General features: G+C 68.5%; 22 protein-coding genes. 20 read left to right on the forward strand and 2 right to left on the reverse strand.

The genetic code is table 11. From position 1 onward, the window contains the following. The first annotated feature begins 1 nt into the window (after window position 1). Window positions 2-487 (forward strand): pantetheine-phosphate adenylyltransferase, encoded by a 486-nt coding sequence (gene coaD / locus ACIA75_RS20965; protein ID WP_397106381.1) that lies wholly within the window; start codon window positions 2-4, stop codon window positions 485-487. Here the strand turns inward: coaD and ACIA75_RS20970 are convergent. Next, the gene (locus tag ACIA75_RS20970; protein WP_397106383.1) at window positions 455-1,030 is read right to left on the reverse strand and encodes a GtrA family protein; all 576 of its coding nucleotides are present in this window, start codon (window positions 1,028-1,030) and stop codon (window positions 455-457) included. The genes coaD and ACIA75_RS20970 overlap by 33 nt on opposite strands. A 224-nt stretch (window positions 1,031-1,254) precedes the next feature. Here ACIA75_RS20970 and ACIA75_RS20975 point away from each other — a divergent pair, with 224 nt between their 5' ends. From ACIA75_RS20975 to smc, 13 genes are all read left to right on the forward strand, one after another. Further along, a complete protein-coding gene (locus ACIA75_RS20975) occupies window positions 1,255-2,022 on the forward strand; it encodes a DivIVA domain-containing protein (RefSeq protein ID WP_397106720.1) in 768 nt (255 codons plus the stop codon). A gap of 176 nt (window positions 2,023-2,198) precedes the next feature. Further along, window positions 2,199-2,858 (forward strand): YceD family protein, encoded by a 660-nt coding sequence (locus tag ACIA75_RS20980; protein WP_397106385.1) that lies wholly within the window; start codon window positions 2,199-2,201, stop codon window positions 2,856-2,858. A 2-nt stretch (window positions 2,859-2,860) separates the two neighbouring features. After that, a complete protein-coding gene (gene rpmF / locus ACIA75_RS20985) occupies window positions 2,861-3,043 on the forward strand; it encodes a 50S ribosomal protein L32 (protein WP_083884195.1) in 183 nt (60 codons plus the stop codon). 14 nt (window positions 3,044-3,057) lie between these two features. After that, complete coding sequence (rnc, locus tag ACIA75_RS20990) at window positions 3,058-3,780, forward strand: ribonuclease III (RefSeq protein WP_397106388.1); 723 nt, start codon at window positions 3,058-3,060, stop codon at window positions 3,778-3,780. Window position 3,781: 1 nt separating this feature from the next. Beyond that, window positions 3,782-4,669, forward strand: coding sequence for a bifunctional DNA-formamidopyrimidine glycosylase/DNA-(apurinic or apyrimidinic site) lyase (gene mutM / locus ACIA75_RS20995; RefSeq protein ID WP_397106390.1), 888 nt, complete (start codon window positions 3,782-3,784; stop codon window positions 4,667-4,669). Between the two features lie 81 nt (window positions 4,670-4,750). Continuing rightward, complete coding sequence (locus ACIA75_RS21000) at window positions 4,751-5,332, forward strand: dihydrofolate reductase family protein (RefSeq protein WP_397106392.1); 582 nt, start codon at window positions 4,751-4,753, stop codon at window positions 5,330-5,332. 3 nt (window positions 5,333-5,335) lie between these two features. After that, a complete protein-coding gene (locus tag ACIA75_RS21005; RefSeq protein ID WP_397106394.1) occupies window positions 5,336-6,391 on the forward strand; it encodes a PHP domain-containing protein in 1,056 nt (351 codons plus the stop codon). A gap of 150 nt (window positions 6,392-6,541) precedes the next feature. After that, a complete protein-coding gene (locus tag ACIA75_RS21010) occupies window positions 6,542-8,065 on the forward strand; it encodes a PstS family phosphate ABC transporter substrate-binding protein (protein WP_397106396.1) in 1,524 nt (507 codons plus the stop codon). A gap of 189 nt (window positions 8,066-8,254) precedes the next feature. Next, window positions 8,255-8,398: a hypothetical protein gene (locus tag ACIA75_RS21015; protein WP_397106398.1), complete on the forward strand. Its 144-nt coding sequence runs from the start codon at window positions 8,255-8,257 to the stop codon at window positions 8,396-8,398. 33 nt (window positions 8,399-8,431) lie between these two features. Beyond that, the gene (locus ACIA75_RS21020; protein WP_397106400.1) at window positions 8,432-8,905 is read left to right on the forward strand and encodes an OsmC family protein; all 474 of its coding nucleotides are present in this window, start codon (window positions 8,432-8,434) and stop codon (window positions 8,903-8,905) included. Between the two features lie 2 nt (window positions 8,906-8,907). Then, window positions 8,908-9,213 carry an acylphosphatase gene (locus ACIA75_RS21025; RefSeq protein ID WP_397106402.1) on the forward strand — a complete coding sequence of 102 codons (306 nt, stop codon included), beginning with the start codon at window positions 8,908-8,910 and terminating at the stop codon, window positions 9,211-9,213. A gap of 377 nt (window positions 9,214-9,590) precedes the next feature. Beyond that, the gene (locus ACIA75_RS21030; RefSeq protein ID WP_397106404.1) at window positions 9,591-10,016 is read left to right on the forward strand and encodes a DUF1707 domain-containing protein; all 426 of its coding nucleotides are present in this window, start codon (window positions 9,591-9,593) and stop codon (window positions 10,014-10,016) included. A gap of 202 nt (window positions 10,017-10,218) precedes the next feature. Further along, on the forward strand, window positions 10,219-13,833 hold the full coding sequence (gene smc / locus ACIA75_RS21035) for a chromosome segregation protein SMC (RefSeq protein WP_397106406.1): 3,615 nt from the start codon (window positions 10,219-10,221) through the stop codon (window positions 13,831-13,833). A gap of 226 nt (window positions 13,834-14,059) precedes the next feature. Here the strand turns inward: smc and ACIA75_RS21040 are convergent, their stop codons facing one another. Further along, on the reverse strand, window positions 14,060-14,449 hold the full coding sequence (locus tag ACIA75_RS21040; RefSeq protein WP_030521801.1) for a DUF2237 family protein: 390 nt from the start codon (window positions 14,447-14,449) through the stop codon (window positions 14,060-14,062). A 177-nt stretch (window positions 14,450-14,626) separates the two neighbouring features. On the opposite strand from ACIA75_RS21040, the gene ftsY reads away from it, so the two are divergent. The 6 genes from ftsY (at window position 14,627) to ffh (ending at window position 23,044) form a co-directional block, all read left to right on the forward strand. After that, complete coding sequence (ftsY, locus tag ACIA75_RS21045; protein ID WP_397106409.1) at window positions 14,627-16,402, forward strand: signal recognition particle-docking protein FtsY; 1,776 nt, start codon at window positions 14,627-14,629, stop codon at window positions 16,400-16,402. Window positions 16,403-16,664: 262 nt separating this feature from the next. Then, a complete protein-coding gene (locus ACIA75_RS21050; protein ID WP_397106722.1) occupies window positions 16,665-17,969 on the forward strand; it encodes an ammonium transporter in 1,305 nt (434 codons plus the stop codon). A 5-nt stretch (window positions 17,970-17,974) separates the two neighbouring features. Further along, entirely contained in the window at window positions 17,975-18,313 is a 339-nt protein-coding gene (locus tag ACIA75_RS21055) for a P-II family nitrogen regulator (protein WP_280401346.1), read from the forward strand. A 116-nt stretch (window positions 18,314-18,429) separates the two neighbouring features. Further along, the gene (locus ACIA75_RS21060) at window positions 18,430-20,901 is read left to right on the forward strand and encodes a [protein-PII] uridylyltransferase (RefSeq protein WP_397106412.1); all 2,472 of its coding nucleotides are present in this window, start codon (window positions 18,430-18,432) and stop codon (window positions 20,899-20,901) included. A gap of 123 nt (window positions 20,902-21,024) precedes the next feature. After that, the gene (locus tag ACIA75_RS21065; protein WP_397106414.1) at window positions 21,025-21,333 is read left to right on the forward strand and encodes a hypothetical protein; all 309 of its coding nucleotides are present in this window, start codon (window positions 21,025-21,027) and stop codon (window positions 21,331-21,333) included. Between the two features lie 148 nt (window positions 21,334-21,481). Continuing rightward, window positions 21,482-23,044, forward strand: a complete 1,563-nt coding sequence (gene ffh, locus ACIA75_RS21070; protein ID WP_397106416.1) for a signal recognition particle protein — start codon at window positions 21,482-21,484, stop codon at window positions 23,042-23,044. Window positions 23,045-23,072: the final 28 nt, after the last annotated feature.

The raw sequence follows: 23,072 nt of genomic DNA on the forward strand, positions 1-23,072 counted from the left end.
CATGGCAGGAGCATTGTGCCCGGGTTCGTTCGATCCGGTGACCAACGGTCACCTCGACGTCTTCCGCCGGGCCGCGGCCCAGTTCGACGAGGTCGTCGTCACGGTCAATGTGAACAAGAAGAAGCAGGGCATGTTCGGTATCGAGGAGCGCATCGAAATGCTGCGCGACGCCACCGCCGATCTGCCGAACGTGCGGATCGCGTCCTGGGACGGCCTGACGGTCGATTTCGCGCGGGAACAGGGCATCACCGCCATCGTCAAGGGCCTGCGCGATGCCGGGGATTTCGGCTATGAACTGCAGATGGCACAGATGAACAAGAAACTGGCCGGGGTGGACACCTTCTTCATCGCCACCAATCCGGCGTTCAGCTATCTGTCCAGCTCACTTGTCAAGGAAGTGGCGGCCTTCGGCGGCGATGTCAGCGATATGCTGCCGCCGCTGGTACACAAGCGGTTACTCGACCGGCTCGCCGAGCGCGCGAGCTGATCCTTCGCGCGCGGCCGTCACTTCCCGGGCCCGCTGCAGCGGCCGGAACACCAGCCCGCGTAATGCCAGGAAACGCAGCCCGCCGACCGCGGCGCTGATGGCCAGGACCGCCGCCGCCTGCGCCGGTTCGCTCAGCGTCGGGGCGAGGACTTCCAGCGCTGCCAGCGCCGATGTGCTGATACCCAGGCCCAGCAGCGCCAGGCCGCCGCCCTCCCACTGGGCCGTGAACCAGCCGACCCGTTCGGCCGCGTGGAAGGTGAGCCGGCGGTGCAGTTCGTTGGCCAGGACCGTGCTCACCACCGAACCGGCGACATTGGCCAGCAGGGTTCCCGCGCCGGTGAGGGTGAGGAACAGCAGCACATAGGAGATGTTGCTCAACCCGCCGACCAGCGCGAACCGGATCAACTGGGGAAATGCCCGATCGCCCCGCAGATACCGGAGCAGCCGCCGCTGCCAGGCGACCGCCGATATCGATTCCGGCCAATCGATATCCAGATCCCCGGTGGTCAGTGCCCTGGACTGGGGCAGCTGCAGGATGGTCATGGGCGGTTTCCGATCGGGCAAAGGATTACGGCCCGCCGCGGTGTGCGTGGGGGCTCCTACGAATTTATCACCAAGCGGAGAGAAGGTCTCCAGTTGGCTCCGAAGTCTGTGGATATCCGGCGGAACCAGCGACACACCGAAAGGTGGTTCGGCTCTGCCGAGGGGCCGGGGCACACTGGGAACGGCGTGATATTTCGCCGATCGTCAGCAGGAGGGCAGTGAGCATGTACCGGGTATTCGAGGCGCTCGACGAACTGGTCGCCATAGTCGAGGAGGCACGCGGGATCCCCGCGACTCGTAACTGCATCGTCCCGCGTCCGGAAACGCTCGATCTGCTCGACGACGTCCGCGACGCCTTGCCGACCGAGATCGACGACGCCCAGGATGTGCTGGACCACCGGGACAAGATCGTCGACGACGCCCGCGGGCTCGCGGAGGACACCGTCCGGACCGCCGACGAACAGGCCACCGGCGCCGTCGCCGCCGCCCGCGCGGAAGCGGACCGGATCCTCGCCGAGGCGAAGGCGCACGCCGACCGGATGGTCGCCGAGGCCACTGCGCACGCGGACCGGGTGGTCGATACGGCCACCACCGAGGCGCAGCGCCTGGTCGCCGACGCCAAGGCCGAATACGAATCGGTCACCGGCCGGGCCCGGACCGAAGCCGACCGGATGGCCGAGGCCGGACGGGCGTCCTATGACCGCTCAGTGGCCGACGGGCAGGCCGAACAGCGGCGCCTGGTGGAGGACACCGAGGTCGTCCGGGCCGCGCATGCCGAATCGGCGCGGCTCATCGATACCGCACAGGCCGACGCGGACCGGATGCGGGCCGATTGCGACCACTACGTCGACACGAAACTCGCTGAATTCGAGGACACTCTCGGCGGCGCCCTGCGCACCGTCGGCCGCGGCCGGCAGCAGTTGCGCAACGGGCTGGGTGTGCCCGATTATGCCGCGGAATTCGGCGCCGGCCCGCTGCGGGACCGGCGCTAACCGCTGCGGGACCGGCGCTGGCCCGCCGCTGGACCGGCGCCGGCAGGCTACCGGACCGTCGCTGGAGCGCTGCGGTATTTTGGAGCTGACCACACGGTTCGCGTACTGTGGTGTGGTTGCTCGCCGACTCCGGCGCCCAGCACAAATCCCCGAACGACCCAGTGGAGTGTTCTTCGATGCCTGCCGATACGACAGCGCGCTCGCGTTCCGGTGCACGTCGTGCACACGACGCGGGTTTCGTGCTCGATGTCCGCAGCCTCGGTCGCGCCCCCGGATCGATGCGCGAACTGCGGCGAACCGTCACCACCTCCGAACGGCTCGGGCTCGACCTGATCGCCGTGCCGGCCGGTTCCGAAGTCGAATTGGACCTGGTTCTGCAGTCGGTATCAGAAGGTGTGCTCGTCACGGGAACCCTGACCGCGCCGCTGACCGGTGAATGCTCACGCTGCCTGGAATCGTTCACCGATACCGTCGATCTCTCGCTGACCGAACTGTTCGCCTACCCGGACAGCACCACGGATCGGACCACGGAGGACGACGAGATCTACCGGATGGTCGACGACCTCATCGACCTCGAACCCCTGGTGGTCGACCAGCTCGGCCTGGAATTGCCGCTGCAGCCGCTGTGCACTCCCGAATGCGCGGGACTGTGCCCGGAGTGCGGTGTTCGGATGGCGATTGCAGGATCTGATCACGGGCATGAGATACTGGATCCCCGCTGGGCCGGGCTGGCGAAATTCGCCTCCGGATCGCCCGGCAGCGGCAGCCCCGACAAGGGTGCGGCCACCGGAGATCATTCCGCAGACATTGCACGTAACAGCACAGAGGAGAAGTAGTCGTGGCCGTTCCCAAGCGCCGGATGTCCCGTTCCAATACCCGGTCGCGGCGCAGCCAGTGGAAAGCTGCCGCGCCTACCCTGATCACCTGCCCGAACCGGGCCTGCGGTGAGAAGACCCTGCCGCATATCGCGTGCCCGTCCTGCGGTACCTACAAGGGCCGCCAGGTCACGTCCGCCGTCTGATCCCCGGTCTACCGTTGACCGCGGGCAAGGACGAACCCGGCGAGCGGCCGGATCAAGCAGGTCTGCTCGCCGCGCTGGGTGTCGAGGTGCAGCCCGAATTGCTGCGCCTGGCGCTGACACATCGCTCGTACGCGTACGAGAACGGCGGACTGCCGACCAATGAGCGGCTCGAATTCCTCGGGGATTCGGTACTCGGCCTGAGCATCACCGAGCGGCTGTACCACGAACATCCGGAGAAGTCCGAGGGTGAGCTGGCCAAGCTGCGCGCGAGTGTGGTGAATATGCACGCACTCGCCGAGGTGGCCCGCAATCTCGGTACCGGCGGTCTGGGTGCGCATCTGCTGCTCGGCAAAGGTGAGGAGCTCACCGGCGGCCGGGACAAACCGAGCATCCTGGCCGACGGGATGGAATCGCTGCTCGGTGCCGTGCACCTCGAGCACGGTATCGACGTGGCCCGGGAAGTCGTGTTGCGGCTGTTCGCCGATCTGCTGGAACGGGGCCCCCGGATGGGTGCCGGGCTGGACTTCAAGACCAGCCTGCAGGAGCTGACCGCCGAACGCGGTCTCGGCGTGCCCAACTACGAGATCACCTCCACCGGACCCGACCACGACAAAGAGTTCACCGCGACCACGGTGATCGCCGGGAACGCCTACGGTCAGGGTGTCGGGCGGTCGAAGAAGGAAGCCGAACAGAAGGCGGCGGGCGCGGCCTACCGCGCGTTGACCGGCGAATCCTGAGGTGCCCGAGCTTCCCGAGGTCGAGGTCGTCCGCCGCGGCCTGACCCAGCATCTGTGCGGCCGGACCGTGGAATCGGTCACCGTCACCCACCCACGGTCGGTGCGGCGGCATGTGGCCGGTGCCGCGGATATGGCGGCCCGGCTGACCGGTCTGTCGGTCGCCGCGGCCCGGCGTCGCGGAAAATACCTGTGGCTCACGTTCGACGAGCCCGGTGACGGCCCGGCCGATACCGCCCTGGTCGTGCACCTGGGGATGAGTGGGCAGATGCTGGTGCAGCCCGCCGGCGCCCCGGTGGAGAAACACGCGCATATCCGGGTGACCCTCGACGACGGCCGGGAGTTGCGCTTCGTCGACCAGCGAACCTTCGGTGGCTGGGTGCTGGCACCGCTGGTCGACGTGGACGGTGATCTGCTGCCGGATCTGCTCGCGCATATCGCCCGCGACCCGCTGGATCCCCGGTTCGATCCCGAACGGGTCGTGGCCGTCGCGCGGACAAAGGACACCGAGATCAAACGGGTGCTGCTGGATCAGTCGGTGATCTCCGGAATCGGCAATATCTACGCCGACGAGGCGCTGTGGCGCGCGAAAATACACGGTGGCCGGACAGCGTCCGGGATCGGCCGGCCGGTGCTGCGGCAGCTGCTCGCCGAGGCGGGCGCGGTGATGAGCGATGCGCTGGCCGCGGGCGGGACCTCGTTCGACGCGCTGTATGTGAATGTGAACGGCGAATCCGGATATTTCGAGCGGGCCCTCGCGGTCTACGGCCGCGGTGACCGGCCCTGCCCGCGCTGCGGTGCGGTGATAGTCCGGGAGAAGTTCATGAACCGCTCCTCGTTCTCGTGCCCGCGTTGCCAGCCGCCGGCTCGCCGCCGGAAAGTCGCGTCGTAGGAACCCTCGCGGCGGCACCCGCCGAGGGGTTACGGTCTTCTCGGGCAAGATCGCCAACCCGGTCAGTCTGGGAAGGACGCCATGCGCAAGCTCACCTATTACGTGGCCGCCACCATCGACGGATTCATCGCGACCGAGCAGGGCGCGGTCGATTTCTTTCCGGTCGGTGGCGACCACGGGCCCACGATCACGGCGCAGTATCCGGAGACGCTGCCGTCCGAAGTACGCGAGGCACTCGGTATCCGCAGCGCCAACGCCAACTTCGACACGGTGATCATGGGCCGGAAGACCCACGATTTCGGGGTGCGCACCGGTACGGCGAGTCCGTACGCGCATCTGCGCCAGTTCGTGGTGTCCACCACCTTGACCACGCCGCCGGATCCGGCGGTGGAGTTGATCTCCGCGGACCCGCTGGCCCGGGTGCGTGCACTCAAACGGGAGCAGGGGCTCGGGATCTGGTTGTGCGGCGGCGGCGAGCTGGCCCAGGAGTTGCTGCCGGAAATCGACCAGATATTCCTCAAGTTGTATCCGACCGTGCTCGGGCGGGGGCGGCCGCTGTTCGGCGCCGGCCCGCGGCTGCCCGAACCCGCGCAGTTCAAGATCATCACCAGCCAGGTCTTCGAGGACGGTGTCGCGTTCTTGAAGTACGCGCGGGTGAGCTGAACAGTGTCGGCGGACGGGCCGGAGACCGCCGGTCGCCCCGCGCCGGGGCCGGTCGCGGCCCTGCGCGAGATCGGTTTCTGGCTGGAGCGGAGCCGGGAGAAAACCCACCGGGTGAAGGCGTATCGACGGGCCGCCGATATCGTCGCCGGCCTCGACGAGGGCGAGCGGGAGCGGCGCCGGGCGGCACGGAACTGGCAGGAGCTGTCGGGGATCGGTCCCAAGACCGCGGCGGTGATCGAGGAGGCGTACGCCGGTGTGGTACCGGGGTATCTCGCCGAATTGCGTGCGGCCGCCAAGCCGATCGGCGCCGAGGGCGCCGCGTTGCGTGCGGAGCTGCGCGGCGATCTGCACACCCACTCGGACTGGTCCGACGGCGGAAGCCCGATCGCGGAGATGATGGGCTGCGCCGCGGCTCTCGGACATGAATATTGTGCGCTGACCGATCATTCGCCGCGGCTCACGGTGGCCAACGGTCTGTCCGCGCAGCGCTTGCGCCGTCAGCTCGAGGTGGTCGCCGAGGTGAATGCGGAGCTCGCACCGTTCCGGGTGCTCACCGGAATCGAGGTCGACATCCTGGACGACGGCAGCCTGGATCAGGACACCGACCTGCTCGCCGAACTCGACATCGTCGTCGCGAGTGTGCATTCGCGGCTGCGTGACGATCGCGACACCATGACCCGGCGGATGGTGTACGCAGTGGCGAATCCGCAGGTGGATGTGCTCGGGCACTGCACCGGCAGGTTGGTCGAGGGCGGGCGGGGAACACGGCCCGAATCGGAATTCGACGCCGAGATCGTGTTCGAGGCCTGTCGCCGCTACGGTACGGCGGTCGAGATCAACAGCCGGCCGGAGCGGCAGGATCCCCCGGAGCGGCTGATCCGGCTCGCGGCCGAGATGGGTTGCGATTTCGCCCTCGACACCGACGCCCACGCCCCGGGCCAGCTGGACTGGCAGGGCTACGGTTGCGCCCGGGCCACGGCCTGCGAGATCGCGGCCGACCGGATCATCAATACCCGCGTCGTGGACGATCTGCTGGAGTGGACCCGATCGGGCGGCTGAGCCCCGTGGCGGGGTGCGCACGAGCGCGGCGCCACCCGGGCGCATGACATCTCGGTGAACGGCATCCGAACATTTCCGGGGCTCACTCGTTTTCGCATCGAGCTGGCCAAAGATGGTGAGAAATGGGTGGATTCGGGGTGGTAGCGGCCGATGGGTAGTGATCTGTTCTTCGGTGTTGTGCTTCCGCTCGCCGGTATCGCGATCCCGGTGGGTGCCTTTGTCTGGGAATTCGTTTTCGTCGGGCGTAAACGGCTCGGCTGGCGGGTGCAGATGGATACCCCGGTCACCGGCGAAGCGGAATCGGGGCATGCCGGCGCGCTACGGCAACTACGGCAGACGGCCGGGGGCGCGGAGCGCAATCTGCAGGACCTGTCGGTGGTGCTGGTCCGGATCGAGAACAACGGCACCACCACCATCGATGCCACCGACTATGTGACCGGGCAGAACGGTCAGGCCGGATTGCATCTGCATTTCCCGCGGCGCCGGGTGATCGGGATGGCGGTCACCGAACTGAGCCAACCGGGCCTCGCCGTCTGTTTCGAACCGGATTCCGGCTTCGGCCACCGCGAACTCACCGGTCAGAGCGTCGGCGTCATCGACCTGCCGAAGGTTCCGCTGAGCCGTTCGGACCACTACAAGATCCTGGCCACGCTGGAACGGACCGAGGGCACCGGTGATTATCCGGAGCCCACGATGCAGGGTGTCGTCACCGGCGGCGGTATCACCAAGACCCGGGGCCGCTCCGGGGTGTCGAAGCTGATGCTGGGGCTGACCGGCTTCCTCGTGACCGTTATCGCCGCGATGGCCGTGGTCGATATCGTCGAAACGGATGCGCCGAGCGGCTGTGCCACGGGCCGGCTCACGGTGGTGGGTTCCACCGCGTGGAAACACGTGATCGAGGACGCGGGCTCACTCTACGAACAGACGTGCCCGGGATCGGACCTCGACTACGCGTTCGGGGGCAGTGAACTCGGAATGACGCGGGTGACGGATGAGCGCGGCGGCGACGGCACGCTCCTGGCGATCGGTGACGCGCCCAAGGGCTCGGATTTTCCCGAATTGGAGCAGCGCCCGCTGGCCCTGTCGCTGTTCAGCGTGGTTGTGCACCCGAGTGCCGAGGTAACCGACCTCTCTGTCGAGCAGATCCGCGATCTGTTCCTCGGAAAAGTCACGAACTGGCGGCAGGTGGGCGGCGCCGATCTGCCGGTGCGGGTCGTCAACCGCTATGCCGGGTCCGGTACCCGCTGGAACTTCGAGACCGGGCTGCTGGAAACCGGGCAACCCCTGGAACCCAGCATCACCTGCAACAAACTCCTGCGTGACGGCGGCCCCGGTCGCTGTCAGACCGGGAGCACGGGGGAACTGCTCGGTGAGGTCGCCGAGATGCCGGGCGCCGTCGGGTACAGCGAGTACGCGGATGCCGCGGGCACCGCGGGCGTGGACAGTGTGACGATCGGCGATGTGCCCGCGTCCCGGGACGCGGTCGCCGAAGAGACCTACCCGTTCTGGGGCGTGGAGTACGCGTTCTCCTACGGCGATTTCGCTCCCGGCTCGATCGGCGCGAGCTTCGTGCGCTTCCTCCTCCAGGATGCGGGCCAGGATGTGATCCGCAGCTACGGGAACCTGCCCTGTGCCGAACTGGCCGACCCGTCGCGGTGTCATCCGCAACGGTGACGGTGCCCGGGCCGAACCTCGCCGGCGTCCTCATGCGCTCCCGTATCCGTCCTGATTCCCGCCGTAAAGATTGCGCAAGCAACCGGTTTCGAGCCGGCACCGAGGGGTAGTTTTCCCTGCGCACCGCCGTTTCGCGGCGCCGGAATGCCGGCACCACCGGCGGTGCAGAGCCGGAACGGAAGGACGCCCATGTCCCTGGTGACCCCCGCGTTGATCGCCGCGTTTCTCGTCGGTCTGCTGCTGCTGCGGGTGCTGGCGGTGACTCTGGAAAACCGGTCGCAGCGCCGGGTCCGGGTGGCCGTGCGCCGCCCGCGCCCGCCGTACCGGCGCTGACCGCCGCCGTCCGCGGATGGCAGGATCGCCACCATGGCTGATGACACCACTGCGGCGGCTGCCGCGGCGCCGGCCGGCGCACCCCCGGGCCCGACGACACTGTGGGTGGAGCGCACCGGCACCCGGCGCTATACCGGCCGGAGCTCACGCGGCGCCGAGGTCCTGGTCGGTTCCGACGGGGTGCCCGGTGTGTTCACACCCGGTGAACTGCTGAAAATCGCGCTGGCGGCCTGTTCGGGGATGAGTTCGGATTTTCCGCTTTCCCGCCGGCTCGGTGACGATTACGACGCCACCATCCGGGTCGCCGGTGCCGCGGACCGGGAGAACGAGGTGTACCCGCAGCTGGACGAGGTGTTCGAGCTCGACCTCAGCGAACTCGACGAGGCTGCCCGGGAGCGCTTGCTGGTGACGGTGCAGCGGGCGATCGACAAGGTGTGCACGGTGGGCCGGACGCTGAAGGCGGGCACCAAGGTGACGCTGTCCTTCGATATCGATACCGCCGACTGATCATGAGCCGGGAGACAGCGGCGGCATCGGGGGACGATCCGGTGCGGCTCAGCGCCTGGGTGCACGGGTACGTGCAGGGGGTGGGGTTCCGCTGGTGGACCCGATCCCGGGCCTTGGAACTCGGGCTCACCGGGCATGCCACCAATGCCGCCGACGGGCGGGTACATGTGGTGGCCGAAGGACCGCGGCGCGCGGCGGCCGAACTGCTGGCGCTGCTGCGTTCGCCGGCGACACCCGGCCGGGTGGATCTGGTGGTCGAGAACTGGGAGCCGGCTCGCGGGGGCTTCGAAGGGTTCGTCGAGCGGTAGGACCCGCCGGGTGACGGGCGGTGGCTGCCGGGCAGCTGCTCGGCGTCGCCGGCGCCTCGGCCGCAGCGAACTACACCGGCACCGCCCCTACCAGTACCTCTGCCACCGGCAACACGAGCGGTCAGCAAGTCCAGAGCCTGGAATGGGTATTCGACCTCGGCGCGAGAGCCGGAGTTGCCGGCCGGGGTCCTCGTTCGCCGGGTCGTGCAGGTGGTGGACACCTTCGGCGACCCACAAGGTGGCCGATTGCTGGGCGGACGTCCCGCGGGCCGTGCGCGCGGTATCGGTCGTGCAGAAACCCTTGACATTCCACAGTGGGAGGAGCACGCTGAGTTCATTCCACAGTGGAGTGTGGATCGACGCGTAAGGGGAGCGATATGGAGATCTCGACCGGAATCCGCGCATCGGATGCCGAACGTGATCGATTCGTGCGGGAACTGAGCCGGCATCTGGGCGACGGCAGGATCGATCTCGCCGAATACGACCAGCGGGTCGCGCAGGTATACCGGAGCGCGACCCGCGAGGAACTGCAGGGCGTCCTCGCGGACCTGCCCGCGCTGAAGCCGGCAACCGGTCCGGCCTCCGCGTCGCGCTCGCGGTTTCCGATCTGGCAGCGGATCGAAGGCAGCGCCTGGCTGGGCGTCGGTGTGCTGGTGCTGATGATCTGGGCAGCGATCTCGCTGGGCGCGGGATCGTTCACCTACTTCTGGCCCATATGGGTCATCGGCCCGTGGGGTACCGTGCTGGCACTGCGTGCGGCAACCGGCATCGAGGCCGGCCGCTGCCATCGTCGTAAGGCATAACACCCGGTAGCCTCGGTGGTATCCGGTCGGCGGAACCACCGGGCTACGGTGCCGGGCGCCCTCGGCAACCGCACCGCGACCGCCCGCAACCGATCGGCCACCTCCGGTGCGCCGGATGGGGTTATCTCGCCGCGGCCCTATAGCATGGCTGATCGGCCTGAGCGAGGCGGACAGTACGTGGAGGCGGAAAGGGTCGTCGGCGTTGCATCTGAAGAGCTTGACGTTGAAGGGATTCAAATCCTTCGCGTCCGCGACGACACTGCGGTTCGAACCCGGAATCACCTGTGTGGTCGGCCCGAACGGGTCCGGGAAATCCAATGTCGTCGACGCGCTCACCTGGGTGATGGGCGAACAGGGTGCCAAGGCGCTGCGCGGCGGCAAGATGCAGGACGTCATCTTCGCCGGCACTTCCGGCCGGGCCGCGCTGGGACGGGCCGAGGTCACGTTGACCATCGACAACTCCGACGGTGCGCTGCCGATCGACTACGCCGAGGTCTCCATCACCCGCCGGATGTTCCGTGACGGCGCGGGCGAATACGAGATCAATGGGAACTCCTGCCGGTTGATGGATGTGCAGGAGCTGCTCAGCGATTCCGGTATCGGCCGGGAAATGCATGTCATCGTCGGTCAGGGGCAGCTCTCCGCGATTCTGGAATCGCGCCCCGAGGACCGGCGCGCGTTCATCGAGGAAGCCGCCGGTGTGCTCAAACACCGCAAACGCAAGGAAAAGGCCGTCCGCAAACTGGACGCGATGCAGGCCAACCTCGCCCGGCTCACCGACCTCACCAGCGAACTGCGCCGCCAGCTGAAACCGCTGGGCCGGCAGGCCGAAGTAGCCCGCCGGGCCCAAACGGTGCAGGCCGACCTGCGCGATGCCCGGCTGCGGCTGGCCGCCGACGATCTGGTCACCCGCCGCTCCGAGCTGGAAAGCCAGCAGAGCAAAGAAGCCTACGCACGGGAACAGCAGATCACCGTGCGCAGCGAGCTGGACGCGGCCAATGCGGCACTCGCCCAGCAGGAGTTCGAGCTCGGCCGGCTCACCCCCAGCGCCGAAGCGGCCGGTCAGCTCTGGTTCCAGCTGTCGGCGCTGGCCGAACGCGTCAACGCCACCATCCGGATCGCGGGCGACCGGGCCCGGCATCTCGACACCGCGGCCACGGCGAATACCGGCCGCGATCCGGACCAGCTCGAGGCCGAGGCCGACCGGGTGGAAGCCGAGGAAGCCGAACTGCGGGCGGCCGTCGAGATGGCCACGGAAACTCTCGAAGCCGCCCGGGATGGGCTCGCCGACCGCGAACATGCGGCCAAGGCGGCCGAACAGGCGCATCTGGCCGCGGTGCGGGCCATCGCCGACCGGCGCGAAGGTCTGGTCCGGCTCTCCGGCCAGGTCGAGAATCTGCGCACCAAGACTCAATCCATCGACGCCGAGATCGTCCGGTTGTCCACCTCCCTCGACCAGGCGCGGGTCCGGGGCGCCGAGGCACAGCGCGAATTCGATACGGTCCAGGACGAACTGGCCGAGCTGGACGCCGGCGAGGCCGGACTCGACGCCCAGCACGAACATGCCGTCGAGGCACTCGAGCACGCCGACCGGCGGGTCACCGAACTGCGTGCCGAGGATCGGGAGGCGGGCCGCCGGGTCGCCTCGCTGACCGCGCGTATCGAAGCGCTCGGCATGAACCTGGCCAGCCGGGACGGCGCGGCCTGGCTCACCGAGAACCAGCCGGCCGGACTGCTGGGCCCGCTGTCCGAGCTGATCGGCGTGCACGCCGGTTATGAGGCCGCGGTCGCGGCGGTGCTCGGTCCCGTGGCGGAAGCGGTGGTGGCCGATACCGGGGAGACCGCGGTCAGCGCCGTGCGAGCGCTCGGGAAGGCCGATGCGGGCCGGGCCGCCCTGGTCTACGAGGGCGCCGTCGCGGACACCGAGACCGCTCCCGCGCTGTCCGGTGCGGCCCGGCGCCTGCTCGAGGTGGTGGACTGCCCCGCGTCGATCCGTGCCGCCGTGGTCGCACTGACCAGCCGGGTCGTAGTGGTCGACGATCTGGACCACGCCGCCGAAGTACTCGCGCAACACCCAGAGCTGCGTATCGTCACCCGGGACGGCGATCTGGCCGGGACCGGGTGGCTGATCGGGGGATCGGACCGCTCGCCGAGCCGCCTGGAGATCCAAGCGGAGATCGATAACGCCGAGACCGAACTCCTGGCCGCGCGCCGGCACGCCGAGGAGCTGGAGGCGAGCCTCGCCGGGGCGCTCGACGAACAGACCGACCGCAAGGACGCGGTCGATCAGGCACTGCTGGCCCTGCACGAGTCGGATCAGGCGCTGGGCGGTATCTACGACCGGCTCGGCCGGCTCGGTTCGGCGGTGCGCGCGGCTACCGCCGAAGCCGAGCGGTTCACGGGCCAGCGGGCCACCGCGGAGAGTTCGCGTGAGGAAGCGGTCACCGCACTCGCCGAACTCGAGGATCGGCTGCGCCGCGCCGAACTCGAACAGGCCGATTCCGACGGCGACGAAACCGGTGCCGGTACCGAGGCCGCCGCGTTCGCGCGGGAAGAAGCCGCCACTGCGCTGGCCGAGGCCCGGGCGATGGAAGTGGAGGCGCGCTTGGCGGTGCGCACCGCCGAAGAGCGCGCCGAATCGGTCCGCGGTAAATCGGATTCGCTGCGCCGGGCCGCCCGCGCCGAACGCGAGGCCCGGGCCCGCGCCGAACGTGCCCAGGCGGCGCGGCGGCGGGCCGCCGAGGTGGCCGCGGCGGTCGCCGAGTCCGGCGCCGAACTCGCCCGCGAACTGGAACGGGTGGTCGCGGCCGCCGCCACCCGCCGCGACGAACTGGTGCGCCGGCGCACCGAATGCGCCGCGACGGTGGAGCAGATCAAAGAACGGGTGCGGGCATTGAACACCCAGCTCGGTCAGCTCACCGACGCCGTGCATCGCGACGAGGTCGCCAAGGCACAGGCCGCGCTGCGGATCGAACAGCTGGAGACGACCATCGCCGAGCAGTTCGGTATCGCACTCGACGATCTGATCGCCGAATACGGACCCGATATCGCGCTGCCGCCCAGCGACCTGGAACTGCGCGAATACGAGCAGGCCAAGGAACGCGGTGAACAGGTCACCGCACCCGCCCCGATGCCGTTCGACCGCGCCTCCCAGGAGCGCCGCGCCAAACGCGCCGAGAAGGATCTGGCCACCCTCGGCAAAGTGAACCCGCTGGCGCTCGAGGAATTCGCCGCGCTCGAGGAACGGTACAACTTCCTGGCGACCCAGCTCGAGGATGTGAAGAAGGCCCGCCAGGACCTGCTCGATGTGGTGGCCGAGGTGGACGATCGCATCCTGCAGGTCTTCACCGACGCCTACGCCGATGTCGAACGAGAATTCGTGCAGGTTTTCTCCGCACTCTTCCCCGGCGGCGAAGGCCGGCTGCTGCTCACCGATCCCGGCGATATGCTCACCACCGGGATCGAGGTGGAAGCCCGCCCCCCCGGTAAGAAGGTCAAACGATTGTCCCTGCTCTCCGGTGGCGAGAAATCACTGACCGCGGTAGCGCTGCTGGTCGCCATCTTCCGCGCCCGGCCCTCGCCCTTCTATGTGATGGACGAGGTGGAGGCGGCGCTGGACGACACCAACCTGCGCCGGCTCATCGGTTTGTTCGAACAGCTGCGGGAGAAGAGCCAGCTGATCGTCATCACCCACCAGAAGCCGACCATGGAGATCGCCGACGCGCTCTACGGCGTGAGTATGCGCGGCGACGGAATCACCCAGGTGATCTCGCAGCGGTTGCGCGGCGAGAACCTCGCCGCGGGTACCCCGGCCTGATCGGATAGCTCGGTCCGCTCCGGAGCAGTGTGGTTCCGTCCGTCCGGGCTATCTGCCGCCGAACCGGTCGCGGTCGTTCGATCGGGAACGCGTCCGGCCCCACAGCCGTGGCCTGAGGCGGCGATCTCATTTCACCCAGAGGGGCCAGGGCTGCCGTTGCCCGCTCATGCGGCACTTGTAACAGCTCACTCCGGAGGACGCCATGTCCCACGTAGGCCGCCGCGGATCAGAGCAGATCGCTCACATCGTCGGGTACGTCGACGGCGTATTTTCGCAGGATCTCCATGGCTATCACTTCCAGGGCATTCTCATGGGTCGCCGCCAGCACCACCGGTGCGGCGACACCGTCCTCGTGCGCGTGTAACCAGCGCACTGCCACGACACACCATCTGTCCCCGGGCTGCAGGCCCGGAAAGTTGTTCTCCGGACGCGGCGTGCTCAGATCGTTTCCGATGGACGCCTGGTGCTCCAGGAACTCGGCTGTGACGACCGTGCACACGGTGTGGCTGCCCAGATCTTCCGGGCCGGTGCTGCAGCAGCCGTCCCGGTAGAACCCGGTCAGAGGATCGGTGCCGCACTCTTGTAGCGGACCCCCAAGCACGTTTCGATCGGTCACATCGCCGATCCTATGGGCCAGTCGCGAGAACTTCCGCAGGACAAGAAATCTCACCGGCGGTGTTCTTCCGGCTGAGCTGGGAATGTGCAGCGTATGGGCGTGCGCCGGATCCCGTCCGGCGCGCGGGCCGGACGGGGTCGGGCGGCGGTCCGCGGTGGCTCTGCAAGGATGGGCGGTGTGAGTGCGCAAGCCTGGATTCTGATCGCAGCGATCGCCGCCGTACTGCTGGTCGCGCTCGTGGCCGGTTTCATCCGGTACAAACGCGGCCGGGTCTCGCTCGCCCCGCCGGCCGAAAAAGGGGAGCTGGCCGATAAGTCGGGTGGTTACCAGGCGGCGGGTGGATTCTCCTTCAGCCAGGGTGGGCAGGCCACGGCCGCACCGGCACGGCCGAGTCCCACTGAGCGGACAGATACCGAGGGGCAGCCGCATATCGGCGACGACGCCGCGCTCCCGCGTGACGCTCCACGCCGCGGGATCACCGATGTCCCGCTCCCGGATACCGTCGACACGGCCACCGCACCACCGGCGGAGCCGGCCGCACCACCGGCCGCGGGGTCCACGGACTCGGCCCCTACGGCGCCCCCGGAACCGGAGGCCGAGGTACGTCCCGACGCCGGGACGACTGTGGGCCCTGATGCCGGTACCGCGCCGGACACCGACGCTGGTACGGCCGTAGGCACAGAGGCCGGCGCCGGAACGGCTGCACCCTCCGAGACCGGAACGACGGTGCCCCCCGAGACCGAGACCGGGACCGGGGTGCCGCAGGACGCCGGGACCGCCGCGCCCGCGGAACCCGGCACAACCACGCCGTCGACGGGTGGGACGACCGCGCCTGCGGAACCGGACACCGCTACACCGACCGGAGACGGGACGGCGGCTGCGACCGCCGCCTCCGCACCGGATACCGACACCGCACCGGCGCAGCCCGCCGACCCGGCGGCCGGCGGGCCGCCTGCGGCGCCCGCCGAGGCTCCGGTGGTCGCCCCGGATACCGCCGCGGCCGCCCATCTCGTTCCCGAGGTCGAGGAGATCGAACCGACCTCCGGACGCCTGACCCGCCTGCGCGGCCGGCTGTCGCGCTCGCAGAACGCGGTCGGCAAGAGCCTGCTGGGTCTGCTCGGCGGCGGCGATCTCGACGAGGAGTCCTGGGAAGAGGTCGAGGACACGCTGGTCCTCGCCGATATCGGAACGGCCGTCACCTCCGTGATCGTGGAACGGCTGCGGGAGGAGATGGCCGCCCGCAGCGTGCGCACCACCGAGCAGGCGCGGGCGGTCCTGCGCGATGTACTCGTCGAATCGCTGCGGCCCGAACTGGACCGTTCGGTCCGGGCCCTGCCGCATGCCGATCATCCGTCGATCCTGCTCGTGGTCGGCGTCAACGGCACCGGTAAGACGACCACCACCGGCAAACTCGCCCGGGTGCTCGTGGCCGACGGCCGGCGGGTGCTGCTGGGCGCGGCCGATACCTTCCGTGCGGCCGCGGCCGACCAGTTGCAGACCTGGGGCGAGCGGGTCGGCGCGGAGACCGTCCGGGGCCGTGAAGGTGCGGATCCGGCCGCGGTGGCGTTCGACGCCGTGGCCACCGGTATCGACGCCGGAGTGGACGCGGTGCTCATCGATACCGCCGGCCGCCTGCACACCAAGACCGGACTGATGGACGAGCTCGGCAAGGTCAAACGGGTGGTGGAGAAAAAGGCCTCGGTGGACGAGGTGCTGCTGGTGCTGGACGCCACCGTCGGCCAGAACGGGCTCATGCAAGCCCGTATCTTCGCCGAGGTGGTCGATATCAGCGGGGTCGTCCTGACGAAACTGGACGGGACCGCGAAGGGCGGGATCGTCTTCCAGATCCAGCACGAGCTCGGGGTACCGGTCAAGCTGGTCGGTCTCGGCGAGGGTGCCGATGATCTGGCTCCGTTCGAACCGGCGGCCTTCGTGGACGCGCTCCTCGGGTGATCACCGCCCCCGCCGGCGGTTGCGGGGGCGTTCAGCCGACATGACACGCGATGCCGCGATCCCTCTCGAAAACGCCGCGCGACCGACCTCACGACCCGCAGTGACCGGCGCGTTCGGCGGAGGCAACACACTGGAAACAAAACGGCGCGATCCATTCACCTAGGTGAAACACCGGGGCGTCACGGATGAAACACCCAATGAGGACCCTTCTGTAGCGGGCCCGAAGTCGTGCAGACGGCGGGCCGGAAGATGAGGGAGGTAACTGGTGGAAACCGTGATCGGAGCGCCCAATGCCGGCGATACCGCATGGATATTGACGAGCGCCGCGCTCGTGCTGCTGATGACACCCGGCCTGGCGTTCTTCTACGGCGGTATGGTCCGTGGCAAGAACGTGCTCAACATGATCATGATGAGCATCAGCGCCATGGCCGTCGTCACAGTGCTCTGGGTGCTGTACGGCTTTTCGGTCGCGTTCGGGACCGACAAGGGTGGCCTACTCGGTGACCCCGGACAGTTCTTCGGCCTGAAGACCCTGATCGCCGGATTCGGTGACGAATCGGCGGGTGTCCCGCTCATCGGGAACATCCCCGCCACCGTATTCGTCGCATTCCAGGCGATGTTCGCGATCATCACCGTCGCACTGATCTCCGGTGCGGTCGCCGACCGGCTGAAGTTCACTGCCTGGCTGGTATTCAGCGGCGTCTGGGCCACCGTGGTCTATTTCCCGGTCGCGCACTGGGTCTGGGGTGGCGGCTGGATCATGGAGAAGGTCGAGGCCATCGACTTCGCCGGTGGTACCGCCGTCCACATCAATTCCGGCGCCGCCGCGCTTGCCCTGGCGATAGTGGTCGGTAAGCGCGCGGGCTGGCCGAAAACTCCCTTCCGGCCGCACAATCTGCCGTTCGTGATGCTGGGTGCCGCGCTGCTGTGGTTCGGCTGGTTCGGTTTCAACGCCGGTTCGGCGGCCGCCGCCGACGGTGTGGCCGGTGCCGCCTTCATCACCACCCTGGTCGCGACTGCCGCCGCCATGATCGGCTGGCTCGTGGTCGAGAAGATCCGCGACGGGAAGCCCACCTCGCTGGGTGCCGCCTCCGGTATCGTCGCCGGCCTGGTCGCCATCACGCCGTCCTGTTCCTCGGTGAACGTCCTGGGCGCGCTGGCCATCGGCGTGATCGCCGGCGTGGTCTGTGCTCTGGCGGTGAGCCTGAAGTTCAAATTCGGCTACGACGATTCGCTCGATGTCGTAGGTATCCACATGGTCGGCGGTATCCTCGGCACGGTGCTGATCGGCCTGTTCGCCGCTCCCGAGGCACCCGCCGGTGCCGAGGGCCTGTTCTACGGCGGTGATCTCGAGTTGCTGGGCCGACAGGCGCTCGGTGCGGTCGCGGTGCTGGTGTACTCCTTCGTGATCGCCCTGGTGATCGCGTACGCGATCAAGTTCACCATCGGCCTGCGCGCCGACGCCGAAGCGGAGTCCACCGGTATGGACGATTCCGAACACGCGGAGACGGCATACGATTTCGCTGCACTGGGTGGTACCGCACGTTCGGCCGGCAAGGAGGCATGAACCCCATGAAACTGATCACCGCAATCGTCAAACCGTTCACGCTCGAAGACGTCAAAACCGGCTTGGAACAGGCGGGCGTATTCGGTATGACCGTGAGCGAGGTCCAGGGCTACGGCCGGCAGAAGGGCCATACCGAGGTCTACCGCGGCGCCGAGTATTCGGTCGATTTCGTGCCGAAGGTACGGGTCGAGGTCGTAGTCGACGATGCCATGGTGGACCGGGTCGTGGACCTGATCGTCGAAGCCGCACGCACCGGCAAGATCGGGGACGGCAAGGTCTGGGTCTCGCCGGTCGAGACCATCGTCCGGGTCCGCACGGGCGAACGCGGCACCGACGCACTATAGAACGCTGCCGCAACGACAGCGCGAGAACGCTGCCGCGTCGACAGCGGTGTAAACGACGACAGCGGCCCCGCTCCCACCCTTACCGGTCGGGGCGGGGTCGCCTGTGTGAACGGGTGGTGGTTTGGTTGGGTGAGGACCGGCAGAAACGGGATTCCGGGCGGGCCGGCGCAACGCCACCGGGCCCGGCGGCCGTGCTGTCGCAGGGTGCCGCCGATCTGGTCCGGGCCCGCGACCAGTTGCTCGGCGGCGGACAGCCCCGGCATCCGCGGCTGGACGCCGAATCGCTGCGCTCGGCCCTGGTCGACCTGTACGAGCTGTGGCTGACCAGCAAAGGGGCCGAGGTCGGGATAACGCCCGGCAGCGGGCTGGCGATCATGGCGGTGGGCGGGCTCGGCCGGCGCGAGATGTTGCCGTACTCCGATCTGGATCTGGTGCTGCTACACGAGGATATGGATCCGAAACGGGTCGCCGAGATCGCCGACGGGCTCTGGTATCCGCTGTGGGACGCCCACATCAAACTCGACCACAGCGTGCGCACGGTCCCGCAGGCCTTGAAGGTGGCCGCCGACGATCTCGTCGCGGCGCTCGGCATGCTGGACGCCCGGCATATCGCGGGAAACCCCGAACTCAGTGACCGGATCATCGCCGGTATCCGCAAGGACTGGCGCAGCGGTATCCGGGGCCGGTTCGACGAACTGCTCGCGGGCGTCCGTTCCCGGTGGGAGCGTAGCGGGGAGGTCGCCCATCGCACCGAACCCGATCTGAAGAACGGCCGCGGCGGGTTGCGCGATATCCAACTGCTGGACGCCCTGGCCATTGCCCAGCTCACCGATGCCATGCCGGGTCTGGGACCGGACGCGCCGGGCGGCGGTCTGGGGCAGGCGCATCGGCGACTCCTGGACGTCCGCACCGAACTGCACCGGGTGGCGGGCCGGGCCCGGGACCAACTGCGTGCCCAGGATGCCGACGAGATCGGTGCGGCGCTGCGCCTCGGTGACCGATTCGAGCTGGCCCGCACGCTCAGCGACGCGGCGCGCACGGTCGGGTATTCGGTGGATGTCGGGCTGCGTACCGCCGGTAACGCGCTACCGCGCCGGGGTTTGGCGCGGCTGCGGCGGATGCCGGTGCGGCGGCCGCTGGACGAGGGTGTGGTCGAGCATGCGGGGGAGGTGGTGCTGGCCCGGGATGCCCGGCCACAGCGGGACCCCGGCCTGATCCTGCGGGTCGCCGCGGCGTCGGCGCAGACCGGGCTGCCGATGTCGGCGACCACACTCAACCGGCTGTCCGAGGACGCCCCGGAGTTGCGGGAGCCGTGGCCGAAGGACGCCCTCAACGATCTGCTGGTCCTGCTCGGTTCGGGGCGCGGGGTGATCGACGCGGTGGAGGCGCTCGACCGGACCGGCCTGTGGGGCAGGCTGCTTCCGGAATGGGGCGCGGTGCGGGATCTGCCGCCGCGCGACGCGTTGCATATCTGGACCGTGGACCGGCATTCGGTGGAAACCGTCGCCTATGCCAGTGCGCTGAGCACCCGGGTCGCCCGGCCCGATCTGCTGGCGCTGGGCGCGCTGCTGCACGATATCGGCAAGGGCCGCACCGAGGACCACTGCGTGGTCGGTGCCGAACTCGCCACCCAGATCGGCCGGCGGATGGGTTTGTGGCCGTCGGATGTGGAAGTTCTCAGCGCCCTGGTACGGCACCATCTGCTGCTGCCCGATGTGGCGACCCACCGCGATATCGACGATCCGGCGACGGTGCAATACGTCGTGGACGCCCTGGAGCACGATCCGCGCCGGCTGGAGCTGTTGCATGCGCTGGCCGAGGCGGATTCGCTGGCGACCGGTCCGGGCGTCTGGGGTGACTGGAAGGCCACCCTGATGGGCGAACTGGTCCGCCGCTGCCGCACCGTGATGGCGGGGGAGGACCTGCCCGAACCCGAACCCATTCCCGGCGAGTTGCTCGCCCGCGCGGCCGCCGGCGGCGTGCACGTCGAATTGGCCCCGGGCGACGGTAAATACACCCATCTCGCCACCGTCATCGCCCCGGATGCTCCAGGTTTGCTGGCCGATACCGCGGGGGTGCTGGCACTGCATTCGCTGCGGGTGCTGTCGGCGTCGGTCGGCGGGGCGGGGGAGTCGGCGATCAACACCTTCGTCGTGACGCCGACCTTCGGCGGGCCACCCGACGCGGGCCTGCTGCGCCAGGAACTCAAACGGGCGATCGCCGGCGCTCTCGATGTCCGGGCGGCCTTGACCGCGCGCGAACGCGATATGCCCGGTGCGGCTCGCTACGCCCAGGCCGAACCCCGGCTGATGTGGTCGCAGACGCCCGTTGCGGGACAGTTCATCCTGCAGCTACGTGCCGAGGACCGGCTCGGTCTGCTGTGCCGGTTGTCCGCTGTGCTGTCGGCCGCGGGCGCCGATGTGCGCTGGGCCAAGGTGGTGACCATGGGATCGTTCGTCGTCGATGTGTTCTGCGTGGACTTGGGCGACGACGCCGGTCCGCAACGGCGCACGGCGATCGAAACCTCGATCCTGGCGGAGGTTCCGCGCCCGGCGCCGCGTAAACCACCGGAGCAGGAGCGAAACTAGGCAGTGTCGAAGGTCACCGTTGCGCGTCGATTGCCCTCCAGTTGCTAACAAGTCCGGAGGCACACCGGATTCGGCCCCTACGATTCGGGAGTCAGCTGTCGCGCTCATGAGGGGAGCAGGTCGGTGGCAATCCAAGTGGTTACTTCGTCGATCATGACCAGCGATATGACCCCTCATATCGCCCGATGTGTGGGCGACGCCTACTGGGTGGTGACCTGGCTGCCCGGGCGGACGCTCACCGAGAACCAGGCGATGGCCGCGATGAACGTGGCCGCCGCCGTCGCGACCACCGGCGTACCGCCGGACGACGACTGGTCGCGCCTGGACTCCCTGGCCCGCGGTCTCGGCCTCACCGGCCGGGAAGCGGCCTATCTGGTCGCGGTGGAACAGCACGACTATCAGCGCGGGTTCTCCACCCCCGCCCCCGGCTGATCGCTGCGCCGGGTACCGGCGCCGATATGTTCTCGAGTACAGTGCGGGCACCGACGGTGCGAGCCAGGTCACGCCGCCGCGCCCGCTACGCTGGGACGCCCATTACCCTGGGACTCAGTGACGTCACTCGAGATCAGGAGCGCGCCAGGTGTTCGAATCCCTATCCGACCGGTTGACCGGTGCCCTGAAGGACCTTCGCGGTAAGGGACGCCTGTCGCCGGCCGATATCGACGCCACCTGCCGGGAGATCCGCCTGGCGCTGCTGGAAGCCGATGTCGCGTTGCCCGTGGTCCGCGGTTTCATCGGCCGGATCAAGGAACGCGCCAAGGGCGCGGAGGTGTCCGCGGCGCTCAACCCGGCCCAGCAGGTCGTCAAGATCGTCAACGAGGAACTCGTCGGGATCCTCGGCGGGGAGACCAGGCGCCTCACCCTGGCCAAGACCCCGCCGACGGTGATCATGCTCGCCGGCCTGCAGGGTTCCGGTAAGACCACACTGGCCGGAAAGCTCGCCAAATGGCTGCGCGATCAAGGGCATCAGCCGTTGCTGGTGGCCTGCGATCTGCAGCGGCCCGGCGCCGTGACCCAGCTGCAGGTGGTGGGCGAACGCGCCGGTGTGCCGGTGTTCGCGCCGCATCCCGGCACCTCGATCGGTGGCGGCGAGAACGCGCTCGGGGTCAGTGCGGCCGATCCGATCACGGTCGCCGAATCCGGTATCGCCGAGGCGCGCGCCAAACAGTACGACGTGGTGATCGTCGATACCGCCGGCCGTCTCGGTATCGACGCCGAACTGATGGCGCAGGCGGCCGGTATCCGGGACGCCGTGCAACCCGACGAGACCCTGTTCGTGCTCGACGCCATGATCGGCCAGGACGCGGTATCCACCGCCGAAGCGTTCCGGGACGGCGTCGGATTCACCGGTGTGGTGCTCACCAAACTCGACGGCGACGCCCGCGGTGGTGCGGCGCTGAGCGTGCGCAATGTCACCGGATCGCCGATCATGTTCGCCTCCACCGGCGAGAAGCTCGAGGATTTCGACGTCTTCCACCCCGACCGGATGGCCAGCCGCATCCTCGGGATGGGCGATGTGCTCACGCTCATCGAGCAGGCCGAGCAGGTCTACGACGCGGAGCAGGCCGAGGAGGCCGCGCGCAAGATCGGCAGCGGCGATCTCACGCTCGAGGATTTCCTCGATCAGATGCTGGCCATCCGGAAGCTGGGGCCCATCGGCAACCTGCTCGGGATGCTGCCCGGCGCCGGCCAGATGAAAGATGTGCTCGCCCAAGTCGACGATAAGCAACTCGATCGGGTCCAGGCCATCATCCGCGGTATGACTCCCGCCGAACGGGACAACCCGAAGATCATCAACGCCTCCCGGCGCCTGCGTATCGCCAACGGGTCGGGCGTTCAGGTCTCCGATGTCAACCAACTGGTGGACCGGTTCTTCGAGGCCCGCAAGATGATGACCGCGATGGGCCGCCAGATGGGGATGCCCGGCGGCAACCGGCGCAACAAGAACAAGAAGGGAAAGAAGGGCAAGAAGGGCGGTCGCGGACCCACCCAGCCGAAGATGCGGGGCGGTTTCCCGGGGATGCCCGGGATGCCCGGGGGCGGCGGTATGCCGGACCTTTCGAACATGCCCCCCGGGCTGGATCAGCTGCCTCCCGGCCTGGAGAACTTCGATCTCTCCAAGTTCAAATTCCCGGATAAGTAGTCCGGCCGGACGTTGCCGATGCACAGCG

Origin of the sequence: Nocardia sp. NPDC051750, from assembly GCF_044453135.1 — a bacterium.
Lineage (GTDB): Bacteria > Actinomycetota > Actinomycetes > Mycobacteriales > Mycobacteriaceae > Nocardia.